10 protein-coding genes are annotated in these 11669 nt (G+C 70.7%); 7 read left to right on the forward strand and 3 right to left on the reverse strand.

All coding sequences use genetic code 11. The features are described 5' to 3' along the window. Positions 1-86 precede the first annotated feature (86 nt). Complete coding sequence (locus KOI35_RS28005; protein ID WP_215791602.1) at positions 87-1427, forward strand: FAD-dependent oxidoreductase; 1341 nt, start codon at positions 87-89, stop codon at positions 1425-1427. Positions 1428-1520: 93 nt separating this feature from the next. Here the strand turns inward: KOI35_RS28005 and KOI35_RS28010 are convergent, their stop codons facing one another. After that, complete coding sequence (locus tag KOI35_RS28010; RefSeq protein ID WP_215791603.1) at positions 1521-1871, reverse strand: winged helix-turn-helix transcriptional regulator; 351 nt, start codon at positions 1869-1871, stop codon at positions 1521-1523. Between the two features lie 95 nt (positions 1872-1966). Here KOI35_RS28010 and KOI35_RS28015 point away from each other — a divergent pair, with 95 nt between their 5' ends. Beyond that, on the forward strand, positions 1967-2827 hold the full coding sequence (locus KOI35_RS28015; protein ID WP_215791604.1) for an alpha/beta fold hydrolase: 861 nt from the start codon (positions 1967-1969) through the stop codon (positions 2825-2827). Here KOI35_RS28015 and KOI35_RS28020 read toward each other — a convergent pair. Further along, positions 2749-3567 (reverse strand): helix-turn-helix transcriptional regulator, encoded by an 819-nt coding sequence (locus tag KOI35_RS28020; protein WP_215791605.1) that lies wholly within the window; start codon positions 3565-3567, stop codon positions 2749-2751. The two genes, KOI35_RS28015 and KOI35_RS28020, sit on opposite strands and share 79 nt — an antisense overlap. An 86-nt stretch (positions 3568-3653) precedes the next feature. Between KOI35_RS28020 and KOI35_RS28025 the strand changes: the two genes are divergently transcribed. Then, entirely contained in the window at positions 3654-4415 is a 762-nt protein-coding gene (locus tag KOI35_RS28025) for an SDR family NAD(P)-dependent oxidoreductase (protein ID WP_215791606.1), read from the forward strand. A gap of 55 nt (positions 4416-4470) precedes the next feature. Here KOI35_RS28025 and KOI35_RS28030 read toward each other — a convergent pair whose 3' ends face one another. Further along, positions 4471-6387 (reverse strand): APC family permease, encoded by a 1917-nt coding sequence (locus KOI35_RS28030; RefSeq protein ID WP_215791645.1) that lies wholly within the window; start codon positions 6385-6387, stop codon positions 4471-4473. A 318-nt stretch (positions 6388-6705) separates the two neighbouring features. Here KOI35_RS28030 and kdpF point away from each other — a divergent pair, with 318 nt between their 5' ends. From kdpF to KOI35_RS28050, 4 genes are read left to right on the forward strand one after another with little or no spacing between them, the layout of a single operon-like run. Further along, on the forward strand, positions 6706-6795 hold the full coding sequence (kdpF, locus tag KOI35_RS49040) for a K(+)-transporting ATPase subunit F (RefSeq protein ID WP_215791607.1): 90 nt from the start codon (positions 6706-6708) through the stop codon (positions 6793-6795). Further along, positions 6795-8441: a potassium-transporting ATPase subunit KdpA gene (gene kdpA, locus KOI35_RS28040; protein WP_215791608.1), complete on the forward strand. Its 1647-nt coding sequence runs from the start codon at positions 6795-6797 to the stop codon at positions 8439-8441. Before kdpF ends, kdpA begins: the two co-directional genes overlap by 1 nt. Then, positions 8438-10522: a potassium-transporting ATPase subunit KdpB gene (kdpB, locus tag KOI35_RS28045; RefSeq protein ID WP_215791609.1), complete on the forward strand. Its 2085-nt coding sequence runs from the start codon at positions 8438-8440 to the stop codon at positions 10520-10522. The genes kdpA and kdpB overlap by 4 nt, the downstream gene beginning before the upstream one ends. Before the next feature lies 1 nt (position 10523). Beyond that, positions 10524-11354: a potassium-transporting ATPase subunit C gene (locus tag KOI35_RS28050; protein ID WP_215791610.1), complete on the forward strand. Its 831-nt coding sequence runs from the start codon at positions 10524-10526 to the stop codon at positions 11352-11354. Positions 11355-11669 lie beyond the last annotated feature (315 nt).

Below are 11669 nucleotides of genomic sequence, written 5' to 3' on the forward strand. Positions count from 1 at the left end.
GTCGAGTTTGACAGGCGTCGAATCCGCGTGCAACATCGGATTCGACAGCCATCGGATTCAATGGTTATCGAAACCGAAGGGAAGCCATGCATCTTGACACCCTGCCGGTCGCCGTCATCGGCGCCGGACCGGTCGGCCTGGCCGCTGCCGCCCACCTCGCCGATCGGGGCCTGGCCTTCACCGTGCTGGAAGCCGGCGACCAGCCCGCCGCCGCGCTACGCCAATGGGGTCACGTCCGTCTGTTCTCGCCGTGGCGCTACGACATCGACGCCGCTGCGGCCCGGCTGCTCGGCGACGCCGGCTGGGTCCGTCCCGACGACGACAAGCTGCCCACCGGCGCCCAGCTCGCCACCGACTACCTGCAGCCGCTGGCCGACCTGCCCGCGCTCAAGCCGCACGTGCGCTGCCACGCCCGCGTCACCGCGATCACCCGGCTCGGCCTCGACCGGCTCCGGTCGTCCGGCCGCAACGAGACCCCGTTTCTGATCCGGCTCGCCGAGGGCGACGACATTCTGGCCCGTGCGGTCATCGACGCCTCCGGAACCTGGCATACCCCCAACGTGCTCGGCGCCTCCGGTATCCCCGCCCACGGCGAGAGCGACGTGGCGGCGTACGGGGAAACCGCTCTTCCCGACGTTCTCGGCCGTGACCGGGATCGCTTCGCCGGCCGCCGGATCCTGGTCGTCGGGGCCGGGCACTCCGCCGCCAACACCCTGCTCGCGCTGGCCGACCTGCCCGGCACCACGGTGACCTGGGCGATCCGCTCGGCGTCGCCGGCGCGTACCTACGGCGGCGGATCGGCCGACGCACTGCCCGCCCGCGGCCTGCTCGGCACCCGGCTCCGTGAGCACGTCGAGTCCGGCGTGATCACGCTGCTCACCGGATTCGGCGTCCAGAAGGTCATCGCCACGGACGGCGGGGTCGAGGTCTCCGACGGCACCCGCACCGTCACGGCCGACCGGATCGTGTCGGCGACCGGCTTCCGCCCCGACCACAGCATGGCCGCCGAACTGCGCCTCGACCTCGACCCGATCATGGGCTCGACCCGCGCCCTCGCACCGCTGATCGACCCCAACGAGCACTCCTGCGGCACCGTCCCACCGCACGGCGTGGACCAGCTCGGTCATCCGGAGACCGGCTACTACGCGATCGGCGCCAAGTCGTACGGGCGGGCTCCCACGTTCCTGATGGCCACCGGCTACGAGCAGGCCCGGTCAGTCGTGGCGGCGCTGGCGGGGGACTGGGACGCCGCCCGCGACGTGCAACTCGACCTCCCGGAGACCGGGGTCTGCTCGAGCAACGTGCCGCTGGATGCCGACAGCATCACGGCCGAGGAGGCCTCGAGGGCGGCCCTGGTGCGCACCCCGCTCACCGTGATCGGCGCGCCGGCATCGTCCGCCCAGCAGGGCGGCGGCTGCTGCAGCTGACCGTGGCATTGTCCGCGCTCTCGTTTGGCTGGGCCGGGACGCGACCGCCGCGGTGATCGCTGTCATCGGTTTCGGGCTCGGCTTCGGCGTCGGTCAGGTCAGGCCGTCGATCTCGGGCATGTGGCGCTCGGCCCACTCGCGCAGGGCGGCCAGCGGCTCGTCGAGGGTGCGGCCGAGCGGCGTGAGTCGGTAGTAGACGCGCGGCGGGACGGACGGCTCGACCCGGCGGTGGACCAGGCCGTCGTCGGTCAGCGAGCGCAGCGTCTGGGCCAGCATCTTCTGCGAGATGCCGGGCACGCGCCGCCGCAACTCGGCGAAGCCGAGCTCGCCCGACTCGGCCAGCACCTTCACGATCATCGCGACCCACTTGCTGCCGACCCGGTCGAGCAGCCGGCGGGTGGGGCACGCGGGATCGAACAGGTCACCGCGGCGTGCGGAGGTCACCTCGGGGTCACCACCTTCCGGGGAAGTGCGTTCTTCCGGCCGACCCTACCGTTTCCTACGGTGATCAGGTAACTGATGGTTACCAAGGAGCGGACATGGAACAGCTGGTCGAGGCGAACGGAATCACGGTCAACGTCGAGATCGCGGGGGACGGGCCGGCGATGCTGCTGCTGCACGGCTTCCCGCACACCTGGCAGGTCTGGTCGGCGGTCATTCCGAGGCTTTCCCGTACGCGCCGGGTCATCGCACCGGACCTGCGGGGACTGGGGGCCACCACACGCGCGGCCACGGGCTACGACGGGGGCACGGTCGCCGAGGACGCCCTGCGCCTGCTCGACGCGCTCGGTGAACAGTCGGCCGAGGTGGTCGCGCTCGACCTCGGCGTGCCGGCGGCGGTGCTGCTCGCGCTGCGGCAGCCCGGGCGGGTGCGGCGGCTGGTCGTGATGGAGGCGTCGCTGCCGGGGCGGGACGGGTTCACGCCGCCGTGGTGGTTCGGCTTCCACGCCGTGCCGGGGCTGGCCGAGACGGTGCTGACGGGGCACGAGGGGGAGTATCTGGACTTCTTCCTGCGCTCGGGGACCTACGACGGCGGGGGCATCGACCCGGAGGTGCGGGACGCGTTCGTGGCCGCGTACGCGGGAAAGGAAAGCCTGTGGAGCGCCTTCGAGCACTATCGCGGGATGCCGGTCACCGCGGCTCAGCTGGCGGCGGAGCTGCGGACGCGGCGCCTGGCCATGCCGGTGACCGCGATCGGCGCGCGGCCGGTCGGTGACACCCTGTATCGGCAGTTGACGCCGATCGCTGACGACCTCACCGGGCACGTCATCGAGGACTGCGGACACATCATTCCGCTCGATCGGCCCGAGGCGTTGCTGCCCTATCTGGAGAACGCGGTGCCGACCACGCCGAGCAGCGCCAGGGCCTCGGCGGCGGGGGATCCGGATTTCGCGCTGTAGAGCACCAGGTGCTGATCGCTCTCGGTCAGCGTCATCGAGTCGCAGTCGACGGTGATCGGACCGACCACCGGGTGGTGGAACGTCTTGGTCAACGTGGGGGCGGCCTGCACGTCGTGCCGATCCCAGAGGCGGGCGAAGTCGGCGCTGCCGTCGCGTAGTTCGGTGATCAGGCCGGTCACCGCCGGGTCGGCCGGATAGCGGGCCTGGGCGGCGCGCAGGCTCATCACGACGTTGTGCCGGAACTCGGTGCGGTCGGACACGCCGTAGAGCGTCGCCGGGCCGAGAAACGCCTTGCGGGCCAGGTTGCGCCCGGCCGGCGGGAGTGCGCCGAAATCCTCCATCAGGGCGGCCATGAGGTCGTTCCAGGCCAGCACCTCGTACGTCGCCGAGACCACCATGCCGGCCGTCTGTGGCAGGCGATCGAGGAGGGTGCGGATGCTCGGGCGGACGTCGCGGCTGTGCAATGTGGTGCGCAGTGGTGCCGTGCCGGCCAGCAGGTGCAGGTGGTCGGACTCGGCGTCGGTGAGGCGCAGCGCCTGCGCGATCGCGGCCAGCACCTCGCTCGATGGCCGGGGTGCCCGGCCCTGCTCGAGCCGCACGTAATACTCGGTGGAGATGTGCGCGAGCACCGCCACCTCCTCACGGCGCAGCCCGGGGGTGCGGCGCCGCGGGCCGGCGTCATCGGGCCGGAGCCGCTCGCGCCGGCTGCGCAGGAAGTCACCGAGCTGCTGCTTGTCCATGGCCCCCATTCTGCGCGCCCGGGCGGCGGCCAGCCTGGTACTGGTTGGGCCTGGCTGAGGACCGGGCCCGCGGCCACGGTGGGGGCATGACAAATCAGATGCTCACCGGCAAGGTCGTCCTCATCACCGGTGCGAGCCGCGGCATCGGCGCGGCCGCGGCCCGGCTGTTCAGTGCGGAGGGCGCCGCCGTCGTGCTGGCCGCCCGCGGCACCGACGCTCTCGACAAGATCGTCGCCGAGATCCGGGGCGAGGGCGGGGTGGCCGACGCGGTCGCCGTCGACCTGGCCGACCGGGCCGGCGTCCGCGCCGCCGTCGAACGGGCCGGCGAACGGCACGGGCGGCTCGACGGCGCGTTCAACAACGGCGCGGCGATCCAGCAGCCGGGGCCGCTCGACACCACCAGCGACGACGACATCGACCAGCAGTTCGCGGTGAACTTCCGCGGGCACTGGACCGCCATGACCGCCGAGGCCGAGCTCATGCGGCGCGGCGGGGGCGGCGCGATCGTCAACACGTCGAGCATCGGCAGCCGCCGGGCCAATCCCGCCCTTCCGGCGTACGGGGCCATGAAGCGTGCCCTGAACAGCATCACCGAGACCGCGGCGGTGACCTGGGCGGCGCAGGGCATCCGGGTCAACGGCATCACCCCGGGCGGCACCGACACAGAGATGATCGAGGCGTGGGAGGCGGCCACGCCCGGTGTCCGCGACCGCATCAACGCCTCGTCGCCGATGGGCCGGATGGCCACCCCGCGCGAGGTCGCCGAGGTGGCCCTGTGGCTGCTCAGCGACCGGGCCGCGATGGTCACCGGCGCCATCGTCCCGGTCGACGGCGGTGCCGGCGCCTGACCGGTCGACGGCGGCGCCGGCGTCTGACGGGTCGTCGGCGGCGCCGGTGCGTGAGTCAGGACCCCACGTGCACGCCGGGGCGCCGGGCCTGGTCGGGCTCGTGCTTGCGGATGATCTCGCGGGTGACCGGGGCGGTGTCGCCCCGCCCGAGCAGGAAGTAGCGGACCATGTGGACCAGCGGGCTGCCCTCGGCCCAGGCGAAGTAGCAGTGCGGCCGCACGCCGGTGGCGTCGCGCAGGGCGAGCAGGATCGCGGCGATCGCGTTGGGTGCGGCCGGTGCCTCCGTACGCAGGATGCGGTAGCCGTCGACGTCGATGCCTCGTACGGACAGGGTGTTGCTGAACTCGGACGGGTCGACCACGTCGATCTCCAGGAACAGGATGTCGTTGGCGCCCGGCACCGGGTTGTCGCCGCGCTGCTCGCGTTCCTTGAACCGGTACTCGGCGGCGTCACCGGTCTGGCGCCGGTGGGCGACCAGGTCGAGGGCGCCGTCGAGCTCGATCGACTCGGTGATGAACCGGCGGGCGGTCTCGTCGAACTCGATGCTGTCCACCCGCAGCTCGGTCGAGCGGCTGACCCGCGAGATCAGCGAGACGACGATGATCCCGGCGATGAACAGCCCCGAGATGGCGATGCCGTCCGGCTTCTCGATGATGTTGGCGACCAGCGCGTACCCGAGAATCAGGGCGAGCACCGCGAACCCGGCGGTCGCGCCACGCCTGCGGTTGCGGACCGCCCACACGGTGACCGCGAACGCGCCGGAGACCATCATGGCCAGGATGCCGGTGGCGTACGCGCCGGCCTGCGCGTTGACGTCGGCGCCGAACGCGATCGTGATGACCACGCTGATCGCGGTGTAGACCAGCACGACCGGGCGGACGGCCCGGCCCCACTCGGGCGCCATGCCGTAGCCGGGCAGGTAGCGCGGCACGATGTTGACCAGGCCGGCCATCGCCGACGCCCCGGCGAACCACAGGATCAGGATCGTGCTGATGTCGTACGCCGTACCGACGACCTCGCCCAGCTGCTCATGGGCGAGCCAGGCCAGCGCCCGTCCACTGGCCTCGCCGCCCGGCCCGAACTCCTCGGCCGGGATGAGTACGGTCGTGACCAGGCTGGCCGAGAGCAGGTAGACGCTCATGATCAGGGCGGCCGTGGTGAGCAGCCGGCGGCTGTTGCGGATGCGTTGCTCCAGGTTCGCCGCGGCGACCAGCGGCATCATGCTGACCCCGGTCTCGAACCCGGAGAGCCCCAGCACCAGCAGTGGAAACGCCACCAGGGCGGGCTGGAACAGGTTGCCGGTGTCGCCGAGCGCGGACGTCCAGGCCGACCAGGCGGCGCCGTTGTTGACGATCTCGACCAGGCCGGCGCCGATCACGAGCGCGTTCAGCCCGAGGAACAGGGCGACCAGCGGGATGGCGACGCTGACGGCCTCGCTGAACCCGAGCAGGAAGACGAACCCGAGCAGCAGGAGCAGCCCGACGGTCAGCGCGACCTCGTGGCCGTGCAGAAAGGACGGGAAGAACGGGTTCTCGACCACGTGCACGCTGGCGTCGGCGGCCGACAGAGTGATCGTGATCAGCCACGATGTGGCCACGAAGCCGAGCAGCACCAGCACGAACAGCTTGCCCTGCCAGAACGGCAGCAGCCGCTCGAGCATCGCGACCGAGCCGGCGCCGTGCGGGCTCTCCCGGGCCACCCGGCGATACATCGGCAGCACGCCGAGCAGGGTGAGCGCCACGATCAGCAGAGTGGCCAGCGGCGAGACGGCCCCGGCGGCGGCGACGGCGATCGCCGGCACGTAGGCCAGGCTGGAGAAGTAGTCCACCCCGGTCAGGCACATCACCTTCCACCACGGGTGCTGCTCGGTGTGCCCGTCACCGGCCTCGGGCCCGATCGGCTGGACCCGGTGGCGCAACAGCCAGCCGGCCACACCCTTCGACGGTGGGGTCTCGTGGGCCGGGGAGGCCATGACCGCCGGGACGGCGTAGACGGTTTGCTCACTCACCGGACCAGGGTGGCCTGACGTACGCCCGAGCGCCTCGGGCCGGGCGTTAATAACGCGTCAAAAATGCCGCGGCGCCGTCAACGACGCGTTAAGGATCGCCCGGCCGCCGTACACAACGCGTCAACGCCGATGACAAGGGGTTCCGGGGGCGCCGAAGCTTGCCCCGAAGCACCACCACCCCCCTTCGTCTAGGAGTACCGCCGTGGCTGATCTCGTGTTCGTCGTGATCACGGTGGCGCTGTTCGCAGCGCTGTCCGTACTGATCAAGGCGGTCGAACGCTGGTGAGCGCCGTCAACGTCATCGGCCTGATCGTGGCCGCCCTGCTGGCCGTCTTCCTGGTGGCCGCCCTGCTCTTCCCGGAGAAGTTCTGATGGCCGGTTGGCTCTTCGTCATCACGCTGGTGCTCGCGCTGGTCGCGGTGTACCGGCCCTTCGGTGACCACATGTACCGGGTCGTCACCGGCACCCGGGCCACCGTCGTCGAGCGCGGCGTCTACCGCGTCGTCGGGGTCGATCCGGCCGCCGAGCAGACCTGGGGTGTCTACGCCCGCAGTGTGCTCGCCTTCTCCGCCGTCTCGATCCTTTTCCTGTACGCGTTCCTGCGTCTTCAGGACAGGCTGTGGCTCTCGCTCGGCCTCGACCCGCTGCCCGGTCACCTGGCCTGGAACACCGCGGTCAGCTTCACCACCAACACCAACTGGCAGGCCTACTCGGGTGAGTCGACCATGGGCCACCTGGTGCAGATGGCCGGCCTGGCCGTGCAGAACTTCGTCTCGGCGGCCGTCGGCATCGCCGTCGCGGTGGCGCTGGTCCGTGGTTTCGCGGCTCGCAGGTCCGCGACGCTGGGTAACTTCTGGGTCGATCTGATCCGCATCACGCTGCGCATCCTGCTGCCGATCTGCGTCGTCGTCACGCTGATCTTCATGGTCGCCGGCATGGTGCAGAACCTTTCCTCCGGTACGGATGTCACCACGCTCACCGGGGCCACGCAGCACATCACCGGCGGCCCGGTCGCGTCCCAGGAGGCGATCAAGGAACTCGGCACCAACGGCGGCGGCTTCTACAACGCCAACGCGGCCCACCCGTTCGAGAACCCGACCGCCTGGACCAACTGGCTCCAGCTGTTCCTGATCCTGCTGATCCCGTTCAGCCTGCCCCGGGTGTTCGGCCGCATGGTCGGGCAGAACCGGCAGGGCTACGCCATCGCCGCTGTCATGGCGATCCTGGCCATCGCGAGCGTGGCGCTGACCATCGGCTTCGAGGTGCACGGCGCGGGCACTGTGCCGCAGGCGGTCGGCGCGGCGATGGAGGGCAAGGAGACCCGGTTCGGCATCCCCGGTTCGGCCGCCTACGCCGCCGTCACGACGCTCACGTCGACCGGGTCGGTGAACTCGTTCCACGACTCGTACACGGCACTCGGCGGCATGATGCCGATGATCAACATGATGCTGGGCGAGGTCGCCCCGGGCGGGGTCGGCGCCGGCCTGTACGGCCTGCTCATCCTCGCGGTGATCACGGTCTTCGTGGCCGGGCTCATGGTCGGGCGTACGCCGGAATATCTCGGCAAGAAGATCGGCGCCCGGGAGATGAAGATCGCCTCGAGCTACTTCCTGATCACGCCGGCGCTCGTGCTGATCGGCACCGCCGCGGCGTTCGCGACCGGCAACAACGCGACGGCGCTCAACGTCGGGCCCCACGGGCTCTCCGAAGTCCTGTACGCCTTCACGAGCGCCTCCAACAACAACGGCTCAGCGTTCGCGGGCATCACGGTCAACACCCCGTGGTGGGACACCGCGCTCGGCCTGGCCATGCTGCTCGGCCGCTTCCTGCCGATCGTGCTCGTGCTGGCCCTGGCCGGCTCGCTGGCCCGGCAGAAGGTCACGCCCGAGTCCGAGGGCACCCTGCCCACCCATCAACCCCTGTTCGTCGGGATGGTCGTCGGCGTCACCGTCGTGCTGGTCGCGCTGACCTTCCTGCCCGCTCTCGCTCTCGGACCCCTCGCGGAGGGCCTGTCATGACGTTGCTGGCCGAAAAACCTTCAACCCCTTCCCCCGTACGCGGTGGGATGCTCGAAACCGCACAGATCGGTCGATCCTTTCCGGCGGCGATCCGCAAGCTCGACCCGCGGGTCATGTGGCGCAACCCGGTCATGTTCATCGTCGAGATCGGCGCGGTGTTCACCACCGTGCTGTCGATCGTCGACCCGTCGCTGTTCGCCTGGATCATCACGGTCTGGCTGTGGCTCACGGTCCTGTTCGCCAACCTGGCCGAGGCGGTCGCCGAGGGGCGCGGCAAGGCCCAGGCGGCGGCGCTGCGCGCGGCCAAGCAGGACACGGTCGCCTATCTGAAGGACGGGCGGGAGATCCCGGCCACCTCGTTGAAACTGGGCGACGTGGTCGTCGTCGAGGCCGGCCAGGTGATCCCCGGTGACGGCGACGTCATCGAGGGCATCGCCAGTGTCGACGAGTCGGCCATCACCGGTGAGTCGGCCCCGGTGATCCGGGAGTCGGGCGGCGACCGCTCGGCCGTCACCGGTGGCACCAAAGTACTCAGTGACCGCATCGTCGTCCGGATCACCCAGCGGCCGGGGGAGAGCTTCGTCGACCGCATGATCGCGCTCGTCGAGGGGGCGAATCGGCAGAAGACGCCGAACGAGATCGCGCTCAACATCCTGCTGGCCGCGCTGACCATCATCTTCCTGCTGTCGGTGGTGACGCTGCAGCCGCTGGCGATCTTCTCGAAGGCGTTCAACGCGGCCGCGCCCGACACCGTGGCTCTGGACGGCAACGGCGTCACCGGGATCGTGCTGGTCTCGCTGATCGTGTGCCTGATCCCGACCACCATCGGCGCGCTGCTGTCGGCCATCGGCATCGCCGGCATGGACCGGCTGGTGCAGCGCAACGTGCTGGCCATGTCGGGGCGGGCGGTCGAGGCTGCGGGCGACGTGAACACGCTGCTGCTCGACAAGACCGGCACGATCACGCTCGGGAACCGGCAGGCGGCCGAGTTCGTCCCCGTGGACGGCGTCTCCCCGGCCGATCTGGCTTCCGCCGCGCAGCTGTCCAGCCTGGCCGACGAAACGCCCGAGGGCCGCTCGATCGTCAAGCTGGCCGATCTCGGGGAGCGGGAGCCCGGCCTGATGCGGGACACCACCTTCGTGCCGTTCACCGCGCAGACCCGGATGAGCGGCGTCGACCTGCCCGGCCGGCAGATCCGCAAGGGTGCCGCGTCGGCCGTCATGAAGTGGGTGCGGCAGAACGGCGGGCACCCGGACGACGAGGCCTTGGAGATCGTGGACGCGATCAGTTCCAGCGGCGGCACTCCGCTCGTGGTGGCTTCGATGATGTCCGGTGAGCCCGCCCGCGCGCTCGGCGTCATCCACCTCAAGGACGTCGTCAAGCCCGGCATGCGGGAGCGCTTCGACGAGATGCGCCGGATGGGCATCCGCACCGTCATGATCACGGGCGACAACCCGCGTACGGCATCCGCAATCGCTTCCGAGGCCGGAGTCGACGATTTCCTGGCCGAGGCCACGCCCGAGGACAAGCTCGCCTACATCAAGCGGGAGCAGGAGGGCGGCCGGCTGGTCGCGATGACCGGCGACGGCACGAATGACGCGCCCGCGCTGGCCCAGGCCGACGTCGGCGTGGCCATGAACACCGGCACGTCGGCCGCCAAAGAGGCCGGCAACATGGTCGACCTCGACTCCGACCCGACCAAGCTGATCGAGATCGTCGAGATCGGCAAGCAGCTGCTCATCACCCGGGGCGCGCTGACCACGTTCTCGATCAGCAACGACATCGCCAAGTACTTCGCGATCATCCCGGCCATGTTCGCCGCGGTGTATCCGGGCCTGGACACGCTCAACATCATGCGGCTGCACTCGCCGGGCTCGGCCATCCTGTCCGCGGTCATCTTCAACGCGCTGATCATCGTGGCGCTGATCCCGCTGGCCCTGCGCGGCGTGCGCTACCGCCCGTCCAGCGCGTCGGCCCTGCTGCGGCGCAACCTGTGGATCTACGGCCTCGGCGGCGTGGTCCTGCCGTTCCTCGGCATCAAACTCATCGACCTCCTCATCCAGTTCGTCCCCGGGATCTGACATGCGACTCCCTGCCTGGCTCGGCCAGCATCTGGCGGCGCTGCGCGCGCTGCTCGTCTTCACCGTCCTGCTCGGACTGGCCTATCCGCTGGCCTTCGTCGCGATCGGCCGGATCCCCGGCCTGTCCGGCCAAGCCGACGGCTCCCTGACCGCAGTGGGCAGCACCCTGATCGGCCAGTCCTTCACCGACGTGGACGGCAACCCCGTCCCGCGCTACTTCCAGAGCCGCCCGTCGGCCGCCGGCGACGGCTACGACCCCACGTCGACCTCGGCCAGCAACCTGGGCCCGGAGAGCGTGGTCGACACCGCCGACTCGCCCAGCCTGCTCACCCAGGTGTGCGCCCGCAGCCTGGCCGTGGGCAAGCTCGAGGGCGTCGACGGCAGCCGCCCGTACTGCACCACCGACGGCGTGGGCGCGGTGCTCGCCGTCTTCCATCGTGACGGCCTGACCGGCCCGGTCACCCGGGTCGTGTCGGTCAACCAGACCGGCAATCCGTTCCTCACCACCTATCAGGGCGTCGTCGTCGAGCCGGCCCGCCCCGGCGAGGACTACCAGGCCCTCGGCGGCGTGATCACCCCGATCCGCGGCAACGCCCCCGCCCAGCCGGTGGTGCCCGCCGATGCGGTCACCGCGAGCGGCAGCGGCCTCGACCCGCACATCAGTCCCGCCTACGCCGACCTGCAGGCGCCCCGGATCGCCCGCGAGCGCGGCCTCACCGAGGACCAGGTGCGCCGGCTCATCGCGGAGCACACGACCGGGCGGACACTCGGCTTCCTCGGCGAGCCGGCCGTCAACGTGCTCGAATTGAACCTGGCCCTGGACGGCCGGTGACACCTGTGGACAGCGGCGCAAACTTGTCGTACCCGGCTGCTTTACTCGTCCCCTCCCAGAGCCGGGGTGGGGGCGGTCCGTGGCCCGGCTGGGGCGGCGTGGCGCTTCGGGTTTGAGCGCAACCATTTACGCAGGTCGCCGCAGTGGGGGTCGCGTTCTGGACGCGTCAGCGGCCAGCGGCCCCCGCTGCGGTCCCCGCTACTTGTAGAGAGTTTGATGTACGACCGCGGCCCGGCCAGGCTTGGTCGAGGTGATCGGTAGGGAACTCAGGCCCCCGCTGCCCACTCATATAGCGGAGTGTGGCTCTCTCCCGGC

Origin of the sequence: Paractinoplanes bogorensis (assembly GCF_018829635.1) — a bacterium.
GTDB classification, from domain to species: Bacteria; Actinomycetota; Actinomycetes; order Mycobacteriales; family Micromonosporaceae; genus Actinoplanes; species Actinoplanes bogorensis.

Excerpts from the sequence above, each read along its gene's own strand:
- kdpB (WP_215791609.1), top strand. The coding sequence starts at position 8,438 with ATGACGTTGCTGGCCGAAAAACCTTCAACCCCTTCCCCCGTACGCGGT.
- KOI35_RS28050 (WP_215791610.1), top strand. The coding sequence starts at position 10,524 with ATGCGACTCCCTGCCTGGCTCGGCCAGCATCTGGCGGCGCTGCGCGCG.
- KOI35_RS28020 (WP_215791605.1), bottom strand. The coding sequence starts at position 3,567 with ATGGACAAGCAGCAGCTCGGTGACTTCCTGCGCAGCCGGCGCGAGCGG.
- KOI35_RS28030 (WP_215791645.1), bottom strand. The coding sequence starts at position 6,387 with ATGGCCTCCCCGGCCCACGAGACCCCACCGTCGAAGGGTGTGGCCGGC.
- KOI35_RS28005 (WP_215791602.1), top strand. The coding sequence starts at position 87 with ATGCATCTTGACACCCTGCCGGTCGCCGTCATCGGCGCCGGACCGGTC.
- KOI35_RS28015 (WP_215791604.1), top strand. The coding sequence starts at position 1,967 with ATGGAACAGCTGGTCGAGGCGAACGGAATCACGGTCAACGTCGAGATC.
- KOI35_RS28025 (WP_215791606.1), top strand. The coding sequence starts at position 3,654 with ATGACAAATCAGATGCTCACCGGCAAGGTCGTCCTCATCACCGGTGCG.
- kdpA (WP_215791608.1), top strand. The coding sequence starts at position 6,795 with ATGGCCGGTTGGCTCTTCGTCATCACGCTGGTGCTCGCGCTGGTCGCG.